Source organism: Amycolatopsis sp. NPDC059021, from assembly GCF_042739895.1.
Classification (GTDB): Bacteria; Actinomycetota; Actinomycetes; order Mycobacteriales; family Pseudonocardiaceae; genus Amycolatopsis.
On sequence record NZ_JBHYIQ010000058.1, the window covers coordinates 1 to 19,461 of the forward strand.

21 protein-coding genes are annotated in these 19,461 nt (G+C 70.8%); 9 read left to right on the forward strand and 12 right to left on the reverse strand.

What is annotated here, in order from left to right; all coding sequences use genetic code 11:
- Positions 1-412: 412 nt before the first annotated feature.
- Positions 413-1,969, reverse strand: coding sequence for a family 20 glycosylhydrolase (locus tag ACFWX1_RS29340; RefSeq protein WP_378392733.1), 1,557 nt, complete (start codon positions 1,967-1,969; stop codon positions 413-415).
- Positions 1,970-2,115: 146 nt separating this feature from the next.
- On the opposite strand from ACFWX1_RS29340, the gene ACFWX1_RS29345 reads away from it, so the two are divergent.
- Positions 2,116-2,511, forward strand: a complete 396-nt coding sequence (locus tag ACFWX1_RS29345; protein ID WP_378392735.1) for a PPOX class F420-dependent oxidoreductase — start codon at positions 2,116-2,118, stop codon at positions 2,509-2,511.
- Positions 2,512-2,518: 7 nt separating this feature from the next.
- Here the strand turns inward: ACFWX1_RS29345 and priA are convergent, their stop codons facing one another.
- Together priA and hisH are read right to left on the reverse strand one after the other, a co-directional pair.
- Positions 2,519-3,256 (reverse strand): bifunctional 1-(5-phosphoribosyl)-5-((5-phosphoribosylamino)methylideneamino)imidazole-4-carboxamide isomerase/phosphoribosylanthranilate isomerase PriA, encoded by a 738-nt coding sequence (gene priA, locus ACFWX1_RS29350; protein ID WP_378392737.1) that lies wholly within the window; start codon positions 3,254-3,256, stop codon positions 2,519-2,521.
- A gap of 53 nt (positions 3,257-3,309) precedes the next feature.
- Positions 3,310-3,939 carry an imidazole glycerol phosphate synthase subunit HisH gene (hisH, locus tag ACFWX1_RS29355; RefSeq protein ID WP_378392739.1) on the reverse strand — a complete coding sequence of 210 codons (630 nt, stop codon included), beginning with the start codon at positions 3,937-3,939 and terminating at the stop codon, positions 3,310-3,312.
- Positions 3,940-4,075: 136 nt separating this feature from the next.
- Here hisH and ACFWX1_RS29360 point away from each other — a divergent pair, with 136 nt between their 5' ends.
- The 3 genes from ACFWX1_RS29360 to ACFWX1_RS29370 are packed head-to-tail and all read left to right on the forward strand — an operon-like array spanning position 4,076 to position 6,248.
- Entirely contained in the window at positions 4,076-4,264 is a 189-nt protein-coding gene (locus tag ACFWX1_RS29360) for a hypothetical protein (protein WP_378392741.1), read from the forward strand.
- 48 nt (positions 4,265-4,312) lie between these two features.
- On the forward strand, positions 4,313-5,485 hold the full coding sequence (locus ACFWX1_RS29365; RefSeq protein ID WP_378392743.1) for an acyl-CoA dehydrogenase family protein: 1,173 nt from the start codon (positions 4,313-4,315) through the stop codon (positions 5,483-5,485).
- A 37-nt stretch (positions 5,486-5,522) separates the two neighbouring features.
- Positions 5,523-6,248 (forward strand): NIPSNAP family protein, encoded by a 726-nt coding sequence (locus ACFWX1_RS29370; protein WP_378392745.1) that lies wholly within the window; start codon positions 5,523-5,525, stop codon positions 6,246-6,248.
- A 12-nt stretch (positions 6,249-6,260) separates the two neighbouring features.
- Here ACFWX1_RS29370 and ACFWX1_RS29375 read toward each other — a convergent pair whose 3' ends face one another.
- From ACFWX1_RS29375 to ACFWX1_RS29385, 3 genes are read right to left on the reverse strand one after another with little or no spacing between them, the layout of a single operon-like run.
- A complete protein-coding gene (locus ACFWX1_RS29375) occupies positions 6,261-6,722 on the reverse strand; it encodes a GNAT family N-acetyltransferase (RefSeq protein WP_378392747.1) in 462 nt (153 codons plus the stop codon).
- A 55-nt stretch (positions 6,723-6,777) separates the two neighbouring features.
- Complete coding sequence (locus tag ACFWX1_RS29380) at positions 6,778-7,674, reverse strand: transketolase family protein (RefSeq protein WP_378392749.1); 897 nt, start codon at positions 7,672-7,674, stop codon at positions 6,778-6,780.
- 3 nt (positions 7,675-7,677) lie between these two features.
- Entirely contained in the window at positions 7,678-8,388 is a 711-nt protein-coding gene (locus tag ACFWX1_RS29385; protein ID WP_378392751.1) for a transketolase, read from the reverse strand.
- A gap of 53 nt (positions 8,389-8,441) precedes the next feature.
- Between ACFWX1_RS29385 and soxR the strand changes: the two genes are divergently transcribed.
- The 3 genes from soxR (at position 8,442) to ACFWX1_RS29400 (ending at position 11,029) form a co-directional block, all read left to right on the forward strand.
- Positions 8,442-8,903 carry a redox-sensitive transcriptional activator SoxR gene (soxR, locus tag ACFWX1_RS29390; protein WP_378392753.1) on the forward strand — a complete coding sequence of 154 codons (462 nt, stop codon included), beginning with the start codon at positions 8,442-8,444 and terminating at the stop codon, positions 8,901-8,903.
- Between the two features lie 45 nt (positions 8,904-8,948).
- Positions 8,949-9,503 carry an RNA 2'-phosphotransferase gene (locus tag ACFWX1_RS29395; RefSeq protein WP_378392755.1) on the forward strand — a complete coding sequence of 185 codons (555 nt, stop codon included), beginning with the start codon at positions 8,949-8,951 and terminating at the stop codon, positions 9,501-9,503.
- 80 nt (positions 9,504-9,583) lie between these two features.
- Positions 9,584-11,029, forward strand: coding sequence for a S1C family serine protease (locus ACFWX1_RS29400; protein WP_378392757.1), 1,446 nt, complete (start codon positions 9,584-9,586; stop codon positions 11,027-11,029).
- 153 nt (positions 11,030-11,182) lie between these two features.
- Here the strand turns inward: ACFWX1_RS29400 and ACFWX1_RS29405 are convergent, their stop codons facing one another.
- Entirely contained in the window at positions 11,183-11,746 is a 564-nt protein-coding gene (locus tag ACFWX1_RS29405) for a TetR/AcrR family transcriptional regulator (protein WP_378392759.1), read from the reverse strand.
- Between the two features lie 193 nt (positions 11,747-11,939).
- Here ACFWX1_RS29405 and ACFWX1_RS29410 point away from each other — a divergent pair, with 193 nt between their 5' ends.
- Positions 11,940-14,144, forward strand: coding sequence for an MMPL family transporter (locus tag ACFWX1_RS29410; protein ID WP_378392761.1), 2,205 nt, complete (start codon positions 11,940-11,942; stop codon positions 14,142-14,144).
- 32 nt (positions 14,145-14,176) lie between these two features.
- Positions 14,177-14,881 (forward strand): hypothetical protein, encoded by a 705-nt coding sequence (locus ACFWX1_RS29415; RefSeq protein ID WP_378392763.1) that lies wholly within the window; start codon positions 14,177-14,179, stop codon positions 14,879-14,881.
- Between the two features lie 6 nt (positions 14,882-14,887).
- Here ACFWX1_RS29415 and ACFWX1_RS29420 read toward each other — a convergent pair whose 3' ends face one another.
- Genes ACFWX1_RS29420 through hisD form a run of 5 tightly spaced genes read right to left on the reverse strand, consistent with a single transcriptional unit; the run spans position 14,888 to position 19,412 of the window.
- A complete protein-coding gene (locus ACFWX1_RS29420; protein ID WP_378392765.1) occupies positions 14,888-16,237 on the reverse strand; it encodes a cryptochrome/photolyase family protein in 1,350 nt (449 codons plus the stop codon).
- A 4-nt stretch (positions 16,238-16,241) separates the two neighbouring features.
- Positions 16,242-16,400: a hypothetical protein gene (locus ACFWX1_RS29425; protein ID WP_378392767.1), complete on the reverse strand. Its 159-nt coding sequence runs from the start codon at positions 16,398-16,400 to the stop codon at positions 16,242-16,244.
- The gene (gene hisB, locus ACFWX1_RS29430) at positions 16,397-16,996 is read right to left on the reverse strand and encodes an imidazoleglycerol-phosphate dehydratase HisB (RefSeq protein WP_378339675.1); all 600 of its coding nucleotides are present in this window, start codon (positions 16,994-16,996) and stop codon (positions 16,397-16,399) included. Before hisB ends, ACFWX1_RS29425 begins: the two co-directional genes overlap by 4 nt.
- Complete coding sequence (locus ACFWX1_RS29435) at positions 16,993-18,093, reverse strand: histidinol-phosphate transaminase (protein WP_378392769.1); 1,101 nt, start codon at positions 18,091-18,093, stop codon at positions 16,993-16,995. Before ACFWX1_RS29435 ends, hisB begins: the two co-directional genes overlap by 4 nt.
- Entirely contained in the window at positions 18,090-19,412 is a 1,323-nt protein-coding gene (hisD, locus tag ACFWX1_RS29440) for a histidinol dehydrogenase (protein ID WP_378392771.1), read from the reverse strand. Before hisD ends, ACFWX1_RS29435 begins: the two co-directional genes overlap by 4 nt.
- Positions 19,413-19,461 lie beyond the last annotated feature (49 nt).

Here is a 19,461-nt window from a genome sequence, read left to right on the forward strand (position 1 = left end):
GCGTGAATATCCAGCGTTCTCGACGAGCCATTCGAGCAAAACACACCCCACGTTTAACTTTACCCACACCTTGCCGAAGCCCGTTATGGGTAAATTCACGACGCTCAGCGCCCCGAAGGCCCCCTTCACGACGCCACAATCCACAAAGGACACGACGACAGGCTCGCATGCCACGGCATTCGAGACATACGACCGGATCCAGGTTCACCGGCGCTTCCGCGGCGTTCGGGACGTGCTCACGCACGGATCAGGCGTTGCCCGGTCGCGTGATCGGCCCGGTGTTCACGACGGTCGCCAGGCCACCCGCTAGCGGGCCGGGCCGAGAACGTCCACAATGGTCAGCAGACCGTGGAGATCGGCGCCGTGTATGGCTGGTGACACGACGACGGGGCCCACCTTCGTCGTGAAGAAATCATTCCGGTGCGGTGCCGACGGCGGCGATCCGCGGCAGGAACACCACGTAGAGCGCGGCGGGTTTCGCCGAGCCCCAGGTCTGCTGGGCGAGCACGGCGAGCCGGTCGTGCAGGATCTCGCCGAGCTGATCCTCGGTGTAGGCCTTCGGATCGTCGCACCACAGGTGCACCTTCGAACCCAGGTTCGCGGGCCCGGAAAGCGTGGTGCCGTCGACGAACTTGCCCGGGTTCCACCGGTCGTACATCGCCGCCGGATCGGCGTTGAACAGCGACCCGGCTCCGCCCGTGGTGAAGTAGGTCGGGGTGAACGCGGCGTTCGCCACGCGATGTCCGGCCTCCGCGAGCTGTCGCGCGGTGAACGCGGGGCCCGTCCACGGGAGCCCGAAAGCGCCGCTCGCGGACCAGTGCTCGACCACGATGTCCGGGTGGACGGTGACCGTCGCCCCGCCCGGTTCGAGCCCGTCGTTCCACATGCGCGTGGTCTTCCCGGCGGCACGCACGAGATCGTCGGCCCAGTTGACGAAGCCGTGGTAGGCGTCCTTGCCCGTGGCGTCCGGGCCGTAGTGTGCCCGCGCGTATTCGGCCAGCTGAGGGTAGGCGTCGTAGTCGGTGACGTACTCGTCGGCGCCGATGTGCCAGTAGCGGCTGGGAAACAGCGGCAGGTACTCGGTGAGCAGTTCCCGCATCAGGTCGTAGGACGCGGGCCGGCCGAGGTCGATGAACCCGTCCCGCGTCTTCCCGTCCGGTGTGGACAGCCGGAGGCCGGGGTGCGCGGCGAGGATCGGTGTCATGTGGCCCGGCATGTCGATCTCCGGCACCACCTGCACGTGATACCGCGCGGCATAGGCGATCAGGTCGGTGATTTCGGCCTTCGTGTAGTGCTGTGGCGAGACGATCTCCGGATGTGACGTGCTTTCCAGCCGGAAACCCTCCACATCGGACAGATGGAAATGCAGGTAGTTCAGTTTGAAGTACGCCATCGCGCGGATCCGCGCCCGCAGCCACGGCAGCGAGAGAAAACGGCGGCCCGCGTCGACCATCAGCCCGCGCTCGGGGTATTCCGGCCAGTCCGCCGCCGTGCCCGCGGGCAGGGTGTGACGCTGACGCAGCCACTGCAATACCGTCCTGGTCCCGGCGAACACGCCGTCCCCGGAGGCAGCCTCGACGAGCACGGCCCGGCCGACGGTCAGCCGGTACCCCTCGGGCGGCGCCGAGATGTCGCCAAGGCGTAGTTCCAGATCACCGGGCCGCGCCTCGCCGCCGGTCACGGCTTCGACGGGAATCCCGGTGAGGGAACGAAGATCGGCCGCGAACGTCGCCGCCACACCGGCCAGCGACGGCACGGCGACCACCCGCGCGCCCGGGGCGAAGGTGTAGCTTCCCGTCCCGGTCGTCCACTGCCGGATCGCGGGGACCGTGACCGGCGCCTGCTCCGCGAACGCCGTCACCGGGCTCACCAGGGCGCCGACGGTGGTGAGGACCGCGACGAGCGCACCCCTCCTCGCGACCTTGGCGCGCCACAGCGCGCTCCGCGCGAACCGAACCGCATCGCCCATGCCGAGACCTCACGCCGGCGCGCGGCCCACCGTTCCGCGCGCGAACCAACCACGCAAACTGAACGAAACTGACAGCAGACGGCCAGTATCACGCACGATCGCGCAGGCCACAAGAGGTACTCCCCCGCGACGGCTACGGTGTCCACATGGGATCGGAGCTCGCCCGCCTCGCCGCGGAGAACTACGTGGTCGTCACTACCTTCCGCCGTAACGGGGACGCCGTGCCGACTCCGGTCTGGGCAGCCGGGCTCGACGGCGAACTCGTGCTGTGGTCCGCGCGCGAGACGGGCAAGGTCAAGCGCATCCGCCGTGACGGCCGCGTCACCGTGCAGGCCTGTGACGTCCGCGGGTCGCGGACCCACGGCGCGGTCGTGACGGGCCGTGCGCGGTTGCTCGGCGACGAGGACAGCGACCGCACCCGCGCGGCGATCGCCCGCAAGTACGGGCTCATCGCGCGGGTGACGATGTTCTTCAGCCGCCTGCGCGGCGGGACGAGCCGGACGGTCGGCATCGCGATCGCACTCGACGAACCGGACGCCTGAACGAGGGTCAGAGCTCGGCGACGGCGGCCAGCGCCTCGGGCAGCGTGAACGCGCCCGCGTAGAGCGCCTTGCCCACGATCGAGCCCTCGACGCCGTCGCGCGCCAGCGCGGCGAGCGCCCGCAGATCGTCCACACTGGACACTCCGCCGGACGCGATCACCGGTGCGTCGGTGCGCGCGGTCACCTCGCGCAGCAGCTCGATGTTCGGCCCGCGCAGCGTGCCGTCCTTGCTGACGTCGGTGACGACGTAGCGCGAAGCGCCGTCGCGGTCGAGCCGGTCGAGCACCTCCCACAGGTCCCCGCCGTCCGACGTCCAGCCGCGCGCCGAAAGCCGGTGCCCGGCCTCGGTGATCCGCACATCGAGCCCGATCGCGACCCGGTCGCCGTACTCGCCGATGACCCGTGTGGTCCAGTCGGGATCCTCCAGGGCCGCGGTCCCGAGGTTGACGCGCCGCGCGCCGGTGGCCAGCGCGGCCTTGATCGAGTCGTCGTCGCGGATCCCGCCGGACAGCTCGACCTGGACGTCGAGCCTGCCGACGACCTCCGCGAGCAGCTCACGGTTGCTGCCCTTGCCGAACGCGGCGTCGAGGTCGACCAGATGGATCCACTCGGCGCCGTCGCGCTGCCAGGCCAGCGCCGCCTCCAGCGGGCTGCCGTAGGAGGTCTCGGTACCGGCCTCGCCCTGGACGAGTCGCACGGCCTGGCCATCGGCCACATCAACAGCGGGAAGCAGCGTGAAAGTCACGCGGTCACTCTAAAGCCGTGGTGTGCCGCACGCGCCCCGGGGCCGGTACTCGGCTACAGCGTCCCGAGCCAGTTCCGCAGCAGGTGGGCCCCGGCGTCGCCGGACTTCTCCGGGTGGAACTGGGTGGCCCACAGCGGCCCGTTCTCGACCGCGGCCACGAAGTCCTCGCCGTGGTGCGACCAGGTGACCTTCGGCTGCTGCCCGGCCAGCCCGGACTCCAGCTCCCACACGCGCACGCCGTAGGAGTGGACGAAGTAGAACCGCTCGTCCGGGCCGAGCCCGGCGAACAGCTGCGAGTCCGCCGGCGCGCGGACGGTGTTCCATCCCATGTGCGGCAGGACGTCCGCGTGCAGCCGCTCGACCGTGCCCGGCCATTCGCCGGTGCCCTCGGCCTCCTCGCCGTGCTCCACGCCGCGGCTGAACAGGATCTGCATGCCGACGCAGATGCCCAGCACGGGACGGCCGCCGGCGAGGCGCTTGCCGATGATCCGGTGCCCGGCCACCTCCAGCAGGCCCTTCATGCACGCGGAGAAGGCGCCGACCCCCGGCACCACCAGGCCGTCGGCCTCGATCGCGGCATGCGGGTCCGCGGTGACCTCGACGTCGGCGCCCGCGCGCCGCACGGCGCGTTCGGCGGAGCGGAGGTTGCCGGAACCGTAGTCCAGAATCACGACAGAAGGCACGGGCCCAGCGTAGACGGGGAGTCCACGACGGGCGAAAAAGGATGTTCGCGGGCGGCGTTTGAAGGCCGCGCGAAGCGGGTACTCACCCATTCGTGTGGCGCCTGGACCCTGCGCCCCTGAACCGCCGGGAGAGGCGATGTCCGAAACCGACTTGCTGGCCCAGCTGTTCCAGGCCTGGCGCGACGACATCGAGAGCGTCCCGTTCCCGCAGTTCACCGAGCTGCTGATCCCGCCACAGCAGACCAGGGCGGAGATGGACGCGCGCGGCGGCGCCGGCTTTCGAGGACGACGAGTGACGAACGCCACGCGGGGGCCTGCGGGCTGACTGTGGTTTCCTGCGAGGATCGCACCCCCGCGCATCCCAGGAGCACCGATGGCCACCAGTCCGGACCCGCACGACTTCCTCGACCTCGACGCGGGACTCACCGGGGAAGAGCGCGCCATCCGGGACGCGGTCCGCGCCTACGCCCGTGATCACCTGCTCGGCGAAGTCGCGGACTGGTACGAAACGGGCGCGCTGCCCGCCGCCGAGCTGGCGAAGGGCTTCGGCGAACTCGGCCTGCTCGGCATGCACCTGGAGGGTTACGGCTGCGCGGGCACCAGCGCCGTCGCCTACGGCATCGCCTGCCGGGAACTGGAAGCCGTCGACTCCGGGCTGCGCAGCTTCGTCTCGGTGCAGGGATCGCTCGCGATGTACGCGATCCATCACTGGGGCAGCGAGGACCACCGTGCCGCCTGGCTGCCGCGGATGGCGTCGGGCGAGGCGCTCGGCTGTTTCGGGCTCACCGAGCCGGACGCCGGGAGCGATCCGGGCAGCATGCGCACCCGCGCGGTGCGCGACGGCTCGGACTGGGTGCTCACCGGCACGAAGATGTGGATCACCAACGGCACGGTGGCCGACGTCGCGGTCGTCTGGGCGCAGACCGACGAAGGGATCCGCGGCTTCGTCGTCCCGACGGACACGCCGGGCTTCACCGCGAACGAGGTCAAACACAAGCTTTCGCTGCGAGCGTCGCTGACCGCCGAACTCGTGCTCGACGGCGTGCGGCTGCCGGATTCCGCGGCGTTCCCGGAGGTCCGGGGGCTGCGCGGGCCGCTGTCGTGCCTCAACGAAGCTCGCTACGGCATCCTCTACGGCGTCGTCGGCGCGGCGCGCGCGTGCTACGAGGCTGCGTTGGAGTACACGCTCTCTCGCGAACAGTTCGGCAAGCCACTGGCGGGATTCCAGCTGACGCAACGGAAACTGGCCGACCTGCTCGTCGAGGTCAACCGGGCGGGACTCGTGGCGGCGCAGATCGGCCGTCTCAAGGACGCCGGGACCTTGCACCACAACCACGTCAGTTTCGGGAAAATGGCCAACGTCCGCTCCGCGCTGGAAGTCGCCCGCACCGCGCGGTCGATGCTGGGCGCGAACGGGATTTCCCTGGAGTACCCGGTGATGCGGCATATGGCGAACCTCGAGACCGTGCTCACCTACGAGGGCACCGAGGAGATGCACGCGCTTTCGCTCGGGCAGGCCGTGACCGGGATCGCCGCCTTCCGCTGACCCGGAATTGTCGGTGCCCGCCGCTAGCGTCACGGGCATGGACGATTTCCTCGCCTTCCAAACAGTCCTGGAGCTGCGCCGGTACACCACCGTGCCCGGCCGCCGGGACGACCTCGTCGCGCTCTTCGAACGCGAATTCGTCGAGCCGCAGGAGGCCGTGGGCGCGCGGCTGTTCGGTCAGTTCACCGAACCGGCCGAGCCCGGGAAGTTCGCGTGGCTCAGGGGTTTCCGCGATATGGAGTCCCGGCGGGCCGCGCTGGAGGCGTTCTACACCGGCCCGGTGTGGGCGCGCCATCGCGAGGCCGCGAACGCCACGATGACCGACTCGTCGGACGTCCTGCTGCTGCGCCCGGCGGGTCCCGGCTTCCCCGCGCCCGCCGGGCCACGGCCGCCGGTGGGTGCGGACACTGTCCCGTCGTCGCGGCTGATGGTCACGATCTGCCATCCCGCGGGGCCGGGGTTCGCCGGGTTCTTCGCCAGCACGGTGAGCCCGGTACTGGCCGAAGCGGGCGCACCGCCACTGGCCTGTTTCGAAACCGAGCCCGCGAAAAACACCTTCCCCCGGCTGCCCGTACGGGAAGGCGAGACGGTGTTCGTGTGGTTCACCCGGTTCGGGAGCGAGGCCGACGTCGCCGAGTTCGATACGGCGTTGAAGTCGTTACCCGCTTGGGGAAAGGAGGTTGACCCACAACTGAATGCGCGGCTTTCGCGGCCGTTCCAGCGCCTCGTTCTCGCGCCGACACCCCGCTCGTTGCTGCGCTGAGTACCGGGAGCCTCAGGTCTCCGGCCGCCAGACGTACCGGATGTCCGGCTCGTGTTCCTCGTTGCCGCTGCCGTCGGTCCGCTCGGCGGCGAGGAAGCCGTGCCGTTCGTAGAACCGCCGGGCCGGGCCGTTGACCTGGAACGTCCACAGCTGGAGCCCGGAGGGGCGGCGTTCCTTCGCCAGCGCGACGAACCGGTCGCCGATCCCGCGGCCTCGCCACCCTGGTTCCAGGTACAGCTGGCTGAGCAGGTTTTCGTCGAGCACCAGCAGTCCGATCACGCGTCCGTCCACGACCGCGACCCAGGTCTCCCGCAGCGGGACGACCACGTCGCGGAAGTAGGCCCGGACCTCGTCGTCGGAATGGGGACGGCGGACCGTCGGCAGGGCGGCGGCGAATGAACGGAGCCAGACGTCGGCCGCGGCGCGGGCGTCGGATCTCCTCGCGCGCCGGAGGATGGGTTCGCACGGAGGCACGGCACGAACGGTGGCAGAACGGCGGCGCCGGCGCAGCCGAGTTTCACCGGATCCGCTACCGCGCCAGGAATTCCTTGACGGACAAGGCGATCGAGCCCGCGTCGAGACCGTGCGCGAGATCGTGGTCGGCCACCTCGCCGTAGATCCGGACCTCCGTGTCCCGCAGCACGCCCAGCGCCAGGACCCGGTGCGGTGTCGAGGAAAGCGCCTCGGCGACCTGATGCGTGGACGTCCCGGCGAGGTACGGCTCGACGAGGACGACGTCGGCGACGCCGGTGGCTTTCACGGCCTCGCGCAGTCCCTCCGCGTCGAAGGGGCGCACGGTGGACGCGTAGAGCACCGTGAGGTCGAGGCCTTCGGTGGCCGCGAGGACGCGGTCGAGCATCGGGCCGACCGCGAGGACGACCCCGCGCGTCCCCCGGCGCAGCGTCTGGAATCCCACGCCGAGATGGGGTTCGGCGTTCTCCTGCGCGGAAAGCCGGACGTACACCCGGCAGTCGCCCGGCACGGATTCCAGCAGCAGCCGCCGGGCCTCGTCGGGATGCCCCGGTACGTGCACGGTCCACCCGGGCAGCGAGTCGATCAGGGCGACGTCGCCGGGCGCTTGGTGCGTGCGCCCCTCGGTGGACATGTCGTAGGAGCCGCCATAGGACACGAGCACGGCGCCGACGTCCTGGTGCCCGAGATCGAGCTTGATCTGTTCGAAGGCACGTTCCACCAGGAACGGCGAGAACGTGTGCACGATCGGCCGGACACCCGCGAGCGCGAGCCCCGCGCCCGCGCTGACCAGCAATTGCTCCCGGATGCCGACGTTCAGCACCCGGCCGGGGTGACGCCGCGCCGCCGAGCCCAGCTGGGCGGCGGTGATGTCGGCGAGTACGACCGCGACGTCCGGATCGGTTTCGAGGATGTCCTCCGTGGTGGTCACGAAGGTGTCGCGCATGGTGGGCATCGGTCAGCCTTTCGGTTCTCCGGTCGTTTTCTGTTCGACGGTCGCGACCACGGCGAGCGGCCGGCCCGGATGCGGGGCGGTGAAGGCCTCGTACAACGCGTCGTGGTCCCGGCCGGAAACCGTGCGGGTCTCCCAGCCTTCGACCTCGAAGCGCCGCCCGATACCGCCCGGCCAGCCGTGGGTGGCCGAGGAGTTGTCGACGACGACGGTGGTCAGCTGCTCGAGCCCGAGCCGCCCGGCCAGCGCGATGGCCTCGTGGTTGGAGCCCTCGTCGAGTTCGGCGTCCCCCACCAGCGTCACCACCTTCGCCTGGCCGAACCGGCGGATCCGCAGGCCGAGCACGGTGCCGACGGCGATGGGGAGCCCGTGCCCGAGCGATCCGCTGGAGATTTCCACCCCCGGCGCGCGGCGGCGGTCGGGGTGGTGCCCCAGCCGGGAACGGGCCGAGGACCAGTCGGCGAGTTCGTCCTCGTCGAGGAAGCCCTTCGCGGTGAGCACGGCGTAGTACGCCATCGGCCCGTGTCCCTTGGACAGCAGGAACCGGTCCCGGCCCGGCTCGCGGAAGTTCTCCGGGGTGATGTCGAGGACGCGGTCGTAGAGCACCCACAGTACGTCCACTGTGGACTCGGCGGCGGCGTGGTGTTTGTCGTCTCCGGTCATCAGCGCGATCAGCCTCGGCAGATCGGCGTATCCCGGCGATGTCGCGGTGGTCATGCCGGCCACGATGCAACCTCGACTAAACTCGAAGTCAAGGATAACCTGACCTCGTGACGAGGTTAGCCGAACATCTGAGCATCGGGCAGGTGGCCGAACGCAGCGGCGTTCCGCACACCGCATTGCGGTTCTACGAGGAGAAGGGGCTGATCAGTTCCGAACGGTCCGCGGGCAACCAGCGCCGCTACCTGCGTTCGGTACTGCGGCGGATCGCGTTCATCCGTGCCGCGCAACGGGTCGGGCTGAGCCTGGAGGACATCAGCGCGGCGCTGGCCACGCTGCCCACCGATCACGCGCCGACCAAGGCGGACTGGGCGCGGCTTTCCCGGGAATGGCAGCACGAGCTCGACGCGCGGATCGACGCGCTGCAACGGCTGCGGGACCGGCTCACCGGCTGTGTCGGCTGCGGGTGCCTTTCGCTGCGCAGCTGCGGGCTCTACAACGCCGACGACCAGCTCGCCCGGTTCGGCCCCGGCTCCAGCAAACTGCGTCCCGCCACCGAGGGCGGCATCTGAATCCGGTTGCCGGATGCGGGGTGCGCGTGCGTCACTAGGGCAAGCATGAACGAACAACGCAAGATCCGAGTCTCCAAACGGCTCGCGCGTCATCTCCGGCACGAACCCGGCCGCATCGACATCGCACTGGACCCCGGTGGCTGGGTGGCGGTGGACACCCTGCTCGCCGCGCTGGCCGCGCACGGTTTCCGGCTGAGCCGGGCCGAACTCGACGAGGTCGTCCGTACCAACGACAAGCGCCGCTTCGCCTTCGACGAAACCGGCACGCGGATCCGGGCCAGCCAGGGCCACAGCGTCGCGGTCGAGCTGGCGCTGCCCGTCGCCGAACCACCCGACGTGCTCTACCACGGCACCGTCGCCCGGTTCCTCCCCGCGATCCTCGCCGAGGGCCTGCGCCCGATGAACCGGCACGCGGTGCACCTGTCGGCCACGATCGAGACCGCGCTGAAGGTCGGCGCGCGGCGGGGCGCCCCGGTGCTGCTGCGGATCGACGCGCGGGCCATGGCCGCCGCGGGCCACGAGTTCCAGGTGAGCGCGAACGGCGTCTGGCTGACCGCCGCCGTCCCGTCCGGATTCCTCCAACCGGTGGAATCCACCTGAGAACGATTCCTCAGGAACTCCACCGCCGCTTCTCAGCCCGTTCTGCGGGAATTCTCAGGTTCGGCCCCGATCTTGGGACCATGGCCGAAAACACGCCACCCCAGGGCGAGCACTCCCAGCCGCAGCAGCCGCACGAGCAGCCGTCGCCGGAGACACCGCAGACGCCGCCTGCCCCGCAGCAGGAGCAGCAGACCCCGCAGGGGCAAGCCCCGCAGGGGCAGCAGACCCCGCAGCAGACCCCGCAGGGGCAAGCCCCGCAGGGGCACGCGTGGTGGCAGCAGACCGTGCCACCGGCCCAGCCGCCGCACGAGCAGGGCATGGGTCCCTCGCCGTACACCGTGCCGCTCGGCGCGCCTGCCCCCACGCAGCCGAAGGCGAAGCGCAGGGTGTCGATGCCGATCGTCGCGACGGCGGTCATCGCCGGGCTGATCGGCGGCGGCGTCGCGCTGGGCGGCAACGCGCTGTTCTCCGACCCCACCCCGCCGTTGCTCACCTCGCAGGGCCCGTCGGCGGCGAACGTCAGCTCGAAGCCGGGTTCGGTCGAGTACGCCGCGGAAGTCGCCATGAAGTCCACAGTGGACATCAAGGTCGCGACGGGACAGGGCACCGCGACCGGCACCGGGATCATCCTGACCCAGGACGGCTACGTGCTGACCAACAACCACGTCGTGTCCGGCGCGGGCTCCGGCGGCCAGATCCAGGTCAGCACCCCGGACGGCAAGAAGCTGCCGGCGAAGGTGAAGGGCACCGCGCCCTCCTACGACCTCGCGGTGATCAAGCTGGACGGCGCGAGCGGGCTCACCCCGGCGACGCTGGGCCAGTCGAGCACGCTGAAGGTCGGCCAGCCGGTCGCCGCCATCGGCAGCCCCGAGCAGCTGTCCAACACCGTGACGTCCGGGATCGTCAGCGCGCTGTCCCGCACGGTGACCGCGAGCGACGAGAACGGCGGGCAGGTGATCGTCTACAACGGACTGCAGACCGACGCGCCGATCAACCCCGGCAACTCGGGCGGCCCGCTGGTGAACATGGACGGCCAGGTCGTCGGCGTGAACTCGGCCGTGGACACCGGGCAGAAGTCCCAGGGCGGCCTGCAGTCCTTCGGGCTCGGCTTCTCGATCCCGATCGACACCGCCAAGCGCATCGCGAACGAGCTGATGCAGACCGGCAAGGCCACCAAGCCGGTGCTCGGCGTGACCGGCACCCTCGGCTCGCAGCGCCAGTCGGTGAGCGGCGCGCCGATCGCCGACGTCCAGCAGGGCGGTGCCGCCGCGGCCGCGGGCATCAAGCAGGGTGACACCGTCACGAAGCTCGACAACACCCCGCTCAACTCGTACGCCGATCTTCAGGCCGAGGTGCTCAAGCACACGCCGGGCCAGCAGGTCCCGATCACCGTCAAGCACGCCGACGGCTCCGAACAGACCATGAACGTCACGCTCGGCAGCGCGACCGACACGAAGCAGACCACGATCTCGCCGCAGCAGCAGAACCCGTTCGGCAACGGCTTCCCCGGCTTCGGCGGCAACTGACCCCTAGGTCGTGTCGTCCACCTAAGTACGCGTGTCGTCCATTCGCGTACGCGAGTTCGCCGGTTCGGAACGCGGCTCGTGTACCCGGACGGACGACACGCGTTTCTGGTTGGACGACACGCGTACCTGGATGGACGACACGGCGTCCGGGGGTCAGCGGCGGGGGCGGCGGTGCAGGCGGCGGCCGACGTCGAGCAGGGCCGCGCGCAGCGTTTCGTCGTCGACGCCGGCCAGATCGGGGGCGCCGCCCGCCATGGCTATCCCGGCCAGGGTGACCACCGCGGTGACGTGGGCGGCGAGGTCCGGTTCCGGACCGGCGAAGATGTCCAGCAGGGCGTCCTTGGCGCCACCCCCGTCGAAAAAGGACTTTTCGACGGCGCGGGCGATGCCGGGGTCGCTGGAGAACAACGCGACGAGCGCGCGGTGCCGGACCACGAGGTCGACGAACCCTTCGAGCAGGTAGTCGATCTGCGCGCCGCGGCGCCGGAGCCGCGCCGCCTCGGTGACGATGCGGTTGAACTCCTTCAGCGCGGGCTCCGCGACCGCCTCGGTGATCTCGTCCTTCGCCTTGAAGTGGTAGTACACCGCGGCCTTCGTGACGCCGAGCGCGTCCGCGATCATCTGCAGCGACGTGCCCTCGACACCGTGTTCGGTGAACAGCTTCAGCGCCGTCTGCAGAAGTCGCGCCCGGGTGTCCCCGGCCGGGCCTGCGGTCATCTTCGCCTCCTCGTCGAACCGGCCGACCTTATTCCAGCACTTGCCGATCGGCAAACCGTGCACTAGCCGTGCGGCTAGTCACACACTTGCCGATCGGCTTGTCGCGTCCTAGCCGTTCGGCTAGCTTCGAAGGTAACCACTTCGGGTGACAGCCACCTCGGATGACAAGCGCGACTGGAATGGAGTTCGGCCCGTGGCGACCTTCCTCTACCGGCTCGGCAGGCTGTCGTTCCGGCGACGTGTCCTCGTCTCCGCCGTCTGGGCCGTGGTGCTGGTCGCGCTCGGGATCGGCGCCCTGACGCTGTCCGGCAGCCTGTCGAACTCGGTGACCATCCCCGGCACCGAATCGCAGCGCGCGGCCGATCAGCTGGCCGAGCGGTTCCCGCAGGCCGCGGCGGGCGGCGGCACCGCGCGCGTGGTCATCGCCGCGCCGGAGGGCCACACCGTCGTCGACGACGCGGGCAAGGCCGCCGTCGAAGCCGTCGTCGCGAAGCTCAAGGCCGCGCCGAAGGTCGCGGCGGTCGCCGACCCGTATCAGATGGGGTCGATCGCCCCGCAGCACCACGACGTCGCCCTGGTGCAGGTCAGCTACGCGGTCAAGGGCTTCGAACTGACCGACGCCGAACGCCAGGCGCTGCTCGACTCGGCCGGGCCCGCCCGGCAGGCCGGGTTCCAGGTCGAGTTCGGCGGCGACGCCGTGCAGGGCATCCCCGCGACCGACGCGACCGAAGGCATCGGGGTCGCGATCGCCGCCGTCGTCCTGATCATCACCTTCGGCTCGCTGGTCGCGGCCGGGATCCCGCTGCTGACCGCGCTCGTCGGCGTCGGGATCGGCATGGCGGGCATCATGCTCGCCTCGGGTTTCCTCGAACTGAACTCCAACACCCCGGTGCTCGCGCTGATGATCGGGCTCGCCGTCGGCATCGACTACGCGCTGTTCATCGTGTCGCGCTACCGGCACGAACTGAACGAGGGCAGAGAACCGGAGGAAGCCGCCGGGCGCGCCGCCGGCACGGCCGGGTCCGCGGTGGTGTTCGCCGGGCTGACGGTGATCATCGCGCTGGCCGGGCTGACCGTGGTCGGCATCCCGTTCCTCGGCGAGATGGGCATCGCGGCGGCGATCACCGTGGCGATCGCGGTCCTCATCGCGCTGACGCTGCTGCCCGCCGTGCTCGGCTTCGCCGGACGCCGCGTGCAGGGCGGCCGGATCCGGCTGCGCCGCGCGCCGTCCGCGCAGACCCACGGCGAGCGGTGGGCCCGGTTCGTCGCCCGGTATCGCGTCCCGGTCCTGATCCTCGCCCTCGCGGGGCTGGCCGTGGTCGCGCTGCCCGCGGCGTCGATGCAGCTCGGCCTGCCCGACGACAGCACCGCCGCGCCGGATTCCACCCAGCGCAAGGCGTACGACCTGGTGAGCCGCAGCTTCGGCGAGGGCGCCAACGGGCCGCTGCTGGTCGTGGTGGACACCAGCGCCAGCCGCGATCCGGGGCAGGCGGTCGACCAGGCCGTCGCGGACCTCAAGCTGCCCGACGTCGCCGCCACCACCCCGCCCCGCACGAACCCCGTCACCGGCATCACGCTGCTGACGGTGATCCCGAAGAGCGGCCCCGGCAGCCCCCAGACCGAGGACCTGGTCTCCGCGATCCGCGACCGGGGCGCGGCGCTGCACGACCGCACCGGCGCGAACCTCATGGTGACCGGGCAGACGGCCGCGAACATCGACGTCTCGGCGAAGCTGGCCGACGCGATGCTGCCCTATCTCGCGCTGATCGTCGGGCTCGCGTTCATCCTGCTGATGCTGGTGTTCCGCTCGGTCGTCGTGCCGCTCAAGGCGACGCTGGGCTTCCTCGGCTCGGTGGTCGCGACGTTCGGCGCCGTCGTCGCGGTGTTCCAGTGGGGCTGGCTCGCCGATCTGCTCGGGGTGAAGACGACAGGGCCGATCATGAGCATGCTGCCGATCCTGCTCATCGGTGTCCTTTTCGGACTCGCGATGGACTACCAGGTGTTCCTGGTGACGCGGATGCGGGAGGAACACGTGCACGGCGCGGATCCCCAGGAGGCGATGGTCACCGGGTTCCGGCACGGCTCGCGCGTGGTGGTCGCCGCGGCGCTGATCATGATCAGCGTGTTCGCCGGGTTCGTGCTCGCGGAGTCCTCGCTGATCCAGTCGATCGGGTTCGCGCTGGCCTTCGGGGTACTGGTGGACGCGTTCGTGGTGCGGATGACGATCGTGCCCGCGGTGATGTCGCTGCTCGGGCGCGGCGCGTGGTGGCTGCCGAAGTGGCTGAACCGGATCCTGCCGAACGTCGACGTCGAGGGCGAGAAGCTCACGAAGCAGCTCGACGACGCCGACGACCGCGGGGACGGCGGACGCGAACTGGTCGGCGCGAGCGGCCGGTGACAAGCCGCCGCGCCATGGCGCAGACTTGATCCGTGGACCACGACGACCCGATACCGCCGCAGGGCATGAGCGGCGGCGCGCCCCTCTCCGGCGACGAGGAACACCTCAGGCCCTCTTACCTGGTGGACACCGATGACGAGATCTTCGGGAACGACGTCATCACGGCGCCCCAGGTGATCGGCGACGCGGACCACGTGCCGCGCACCCGCACCATGCCCGTCTCGATCTACCTGGACGAAAACAGGGACACCGCCCCGGTCCAGGACGCGGTCGAGGCGTTCATCCGCTCGGCGGGTGGCGAGGTCGTGGAACGGGACGAGCCGGTCATCGGATCGTGGTTCCGGCGATTACGCGCGAGGTTCCGGGGCGCGGCAGCCTCACCGCTGGGAGCCGAAGCCAGGATGTTCGGCGTGCACGCGCTGGAGTCGCGGCTGGTGCACAGCACCGACGCGACGGTGACCGCGACGATGATGCAGAACCTCGCTCCCGTGCTGAGTTCGCTCCAGCCGTTCACCAATGCCGTGATCCGGGTCGGCGCGCTGCTGATCGTCAAGGCCGAGGGCGAGCTGATGGTGCACCAGCTGACCACTGCCCAGCAGCTCGCGCTCGACCACCAGCCCGAACTGCTGAAGTCCCCGGCGGACATCCTGCGGGCCCTCGGCCTCGCCGAAGAACCGGCCACGGCGCCACTCCCGGCTGCCGCTCCGCAGGCGCTGCTGCAGTCCGAAAAGGACTGACGTGGCTCAGCGGCCGGTGACGGCGCCGTAGCGTTCCAACGCCACCCGGCGTTCGAAAGCGTGGTCCACCATCGGCTCCGGGTAGTCCCCGGGGCGGTCGCGCAGCTTGTGCACGGCCTTGCCCGGTACGTCCCGCAGTTCCGGCACGTACCGGCGGACGTAGTCGCCGGACGGGTCGAACTTCTCCCCCTGCGTGATCGGGTTGAAGATCCGGAAGTACGGCGCCGCGTCGGTGCCGCAGCCGGCGACCCACTGCCAGTTGAGCTGGTTCGAGGCGAGATCGCCGTCGACGAGGTGGCGCATGAAGTGCCGCGCGCCCCAGCGCCACGGCAGATGCAAGTCCTTGACCAGGAAGCTCGCGACGACCATGCGGACGCGGTTGTGCATCCAGCCTTCGGCGAGCAGCTGGCGCATCCCGGCGTCGACGATCGGGTAGCCGGTGCGTCCCGCGCACCACTGTTCGAACGCCGCTTTCCCGGTGTCGCAAGGCATCGCGTCGAAGCGCCGGTCGTAGTTCCGCCGGGCGGTCTCGGGCCGGTGCCACAGGACGTCGGCGTGGAACTCGCGCCAGCACAGCTCGCCGCGTAACGCGTCGACGCCGCGCCGCTCGTCCCCGGCGAGATCCGCCAGCAGTGTCCGCGGATGGACGCAGCCCCAGCGCAGGTACGGCGAAAGCCGCGTGGTGCCCGGCAGATCCGGCCGGTCACGGTCCTCGTGGTAGGTCTCGACGCCGTCGGTCAGGAACTCCTCCCAGAGCCGGAGCGCGGCCTCCTCCCCCGGCTCGGGCAGCGTCATCTCCCCCAGCGACGGCGTCTTCGGCAGCGACACCGACCCGGCGGGCTCGATCCAGTCCACAAGGGACGGACCGGTGTCCGCGGGACGCGGCCACCCGTGGCGGCCCCACGCGCGACGGAAGGGGGTGAACACGCGATACGGGTCACCGTCCGGTTTGGACACCCGGCCCGGTGTCACAGCGTAGGACGAGCCGGTCTCGACCCAGTCGATTCCCTTCTCCGCCAAGGCTTTCGCGACTTCGGCGTCCCGCCTGCGGCCATACGGCGCGGTGTCCGCGCTGACGTGCACCGCGCTCGCGCCGATCTCGTGAGCCGCCTTGACGACCTCGACGGCGGGATCGCCCTCGACGACCTTGAGCCTGCCGCCGAGTTGCTCGTCCAGCGCCCGCAAACAGCCCAGCAGGAACGCCATGCGCGGGGCGCCGGAAGGCTCGATGAGCGCCTTGTCGAGCACGTACAGCGCGAGCACGCGGTCGCTCTGCTTCGCCGCCGCCAGCAGTGCGGCGTGGTCACCCAGCCGCAGGTCACGCCGGAACCACAGGACGACCGGTGCTTGTGCCATCCGGCTAGCTTGCCAGCCAGGCGATCGCTCCGCCGATCGCGAGCAGCGCGGCGACGCCGAGGACCCCGGCCATGAACCTCGCGGTCTTCCAGGTCGAGTAGACCCCGCCGATCAGGAAGCCGCCCAGTGCGAGCAGCAGAACCGCGACGATCTCCTTGCTCACAGGACGCCCTTCGTGGACGGGATGCCGCCGGCGCGCGGGTCCGGTTCGGTCGCGGCACGCAGCGCGCGGGCGACGGCCTTGTACTGCGCCTCGGCGATGTGGTGCGGGTCGCGGCCGTGGATCACCCGGACGTGCAGGGCGATCTGCGCGTGGAACGCCAGCGAGTCGAACACGTGGCGGGTCAGCACGAACGGGTAATTGCCGCCGATCGTGAAGGTGGTGAACTGCTCTGGTTCGCCGACGTGCACGCAGTACGGGCGGCCGGAGACGTCGACCGCCGCGTGCGCGAGGGTTTCGTCCATCGGGATCCACGCGTCGCCGAAACGCCGGATGCCGCTCTTGTCGCCGAGCGCCTGGCGCAGCGCCTGGCCGAGCACGATCGCGGTGTCCTCGACCGTGTGGTGGGCGTCGATGTGCACGTCGCCGGTGGCCTCGACCTTGAGATCCATGCTGCTGTGCGCGCCCAGCGCGGTCAGCATGTGGTCGTAGAACGGCACACCGGTCGAGATCTCGACCTCGCCCGTGCCGTCGAGGTCCAGCTGGACGAGGATCGAGGACTCCTTGGTGGTGCGCTCGACCTTGCCGATGCGGGTCATCGGGAAACTTCCTTACTCGCCTCGAGGAAGGCGTCGTTCTCCTCCGGGGTGCCGATGCTCACGCGCAGGTGCCCCTCGATACCGGGGTCGCGGATCAGCACCCCTTTGTCCAAATAGGACTTCCACGCCGCGTGCGGGTCGGCGAACCGTCCGAAGAGGACGAAGTTCGAGTCGCTCGGCACCGGGTCGAAACCCAAGCCCGCCAAGGCTTCCACGACCCGATCGCGTTCCGCGGCCAGCTTGTGGACGGTGCTCAGCGTCGCGTCGGCGTGGCGCAGCGCGGCGCGCGCGGCCGCCTGGGTCAGCCGCGAGAGGTGATACGGCAGGCGCACCAGCTGGAGCGCGTCGACCACCGCGGGCGCGGCGGCCAGGTAACCGAGCCGCCCGCCGGCGAAGGCGAACGCCTTGCTCATCGTGCGCGAGACGATGAGCCGGCCCGGGTAGTCGGCCAGCAGGTGCACCGCGCTGGCCTGCGACGAGAACTCCGCGTACGCCTCGTCGACCACCACGATCCCGGTGGCCGCGTCGAGCACCGCGCGCAGCTCGTCCAGCGGGATCGAGCCGCCGGTCGGGTTGTTCGGGCTGGTGACGAACACCAGGTCCGGACGCCGTTCGCGGATCGTTTCGGCCGCCGCGGCCGTGTCGAGCGTGAAGTCGGCGCGGCGCGGCGCCGGAACCCACTCGGTACGCGTGCCGGACGCGATGATCGGGTGCATCGAGTACGACGGTTCGAAACCCAGCGCGCTGCGCCCCGGGCCACCGAACGCCTGCAGGATCTGCTGCAGCACCTCGTTGGACCCGTTGGCGGCCCAGACGTTGCCCTCCGACAGCACCACCCGCGTCGACACGCTCAAGTAGTCGGCCAGGTCCTGGCGCAGGGCCACCGCGTCGCGGTCGGGATAGCGGTGCAGTTCGGCGGCCTCCGCGCGGACCGCCTCGGCCACGTCCGCGACCAGCTCGGGCGGCGGCGGATACGGGTTTTCGTTGGTGTTGAGCCGAACCGGCACGTCCAGCTGCGGCGCGCCGTACGGCGACTTGCCGCGCAGATCCTCGCGCAGCGGCAGCTGGTCCAGGGTGATCTCCTCGCCGATGCTCACGCGTCACCCCCGAACCGCGCCGTGACGGCTTCGCCGTGCGCGGGCAGGTCCTCGGCGTTCGCCAGCGCGACCACCCGTGGCGCGATCTCGCGCAGCGCCTGCTCGGAGTAGTCGACGACGTGGATGCCCTTGAGGAAGCTCTGCACCGACAGGCCCGAGGAGTGCCGGGCGAACCCGCCGGTGGGCAGCACGTGGTTCGACCCGGCGCAGTAGTCGCCCAGCGACACCGGGGCGTACGCGCCGACGAAGATCGCGCCCGCGTTGCGGACCCGCGCGGCGTCCTCGCGCGCGTTCGCGGTCTGGATCTCCAGGTGCTCGGCGGCGTAGGCGTCGACCACGCGCAGCCCGTCGTCCACAGTGGACACCAGGATGACGCCGGACTGCTTGCCGCCCAGCGCTTCGGCGACCCGCTCGGTGTGTTTGGTCGCCGCCACGCGCCCGGCGAGCTCCTTCTCGACGGCGTCGGCCAGTTCCTCCGACGTCGTGACGAGCACGCTCGCCGCGAGGGGGTCGTGCTCGGCCTGGCTGATCAGGTCGGCCGCGACGTGCACCGGGTCGGCGGTCTCGTCGGCGAGGATGGCGATCTCGGTCGGCCCGGCCTCGGCGTCGATGCCGATCAGGCCGCGCAGCAGGCGCTTCGCGGCGGTGAGGTAGATGTTGCCGGGGCCGGTCACGATGTCGACCGGCGCCAGCTCGGCGCCGTCGGTGTCGGTGCCGCCGTAGGCCAGCAGCGCGACGGCCTGCGCCCCGCCGACCGCCCACACCTCGTCGACGCCGAGCAGCCGCGCGGCGGCGAGGATCGTCGGGTGCGGCAGCCCGCCGAACGCGGCCTGCGGCGGCGAGCACAGCACGAGCGAGCCGACGCCCGCGAGCTGCGCCGGGACGACGTTCATGACGACGGTCGAGGGATACACGGCGAGCCCGCCCGGCGCATACAGCCCGACGCGCTCGACGGGGACCCAGCGCTCGGTGACCGTGCCGCCCTCGACCACGGTGGTCGTGACGTCCTGGCGGCGCTGCTCGGCGTGCACCTTGCGGGCGCGGGCGATGGACTCCTCCAGCGCGGCACGCACCGCCGGGTCGAGCTCGTCGAGGGCCTTGGCCAGCTCGGCGGCCGGGACCCGCACGGTGGCCGGGCGGACCTTGTCGAACCGCTCGGTGTACTCGAGCACGGCCTCGACCCCGCGATCCCGGACGGCCTCGACCACCGGGCGCACGTGATGCAGCGCCGCGTCCACGTCGTATTCGGCGCGAGGCAGTGTGGCGCGCAGTTCGGCGGCGGTCGGGACCTGCCCGCGCAGGTCGGTGCGGTTCAACATGGACTCAAGGGTACGAGGTGGCCGCGAGGCGCCGGGCAGGGATACTCGG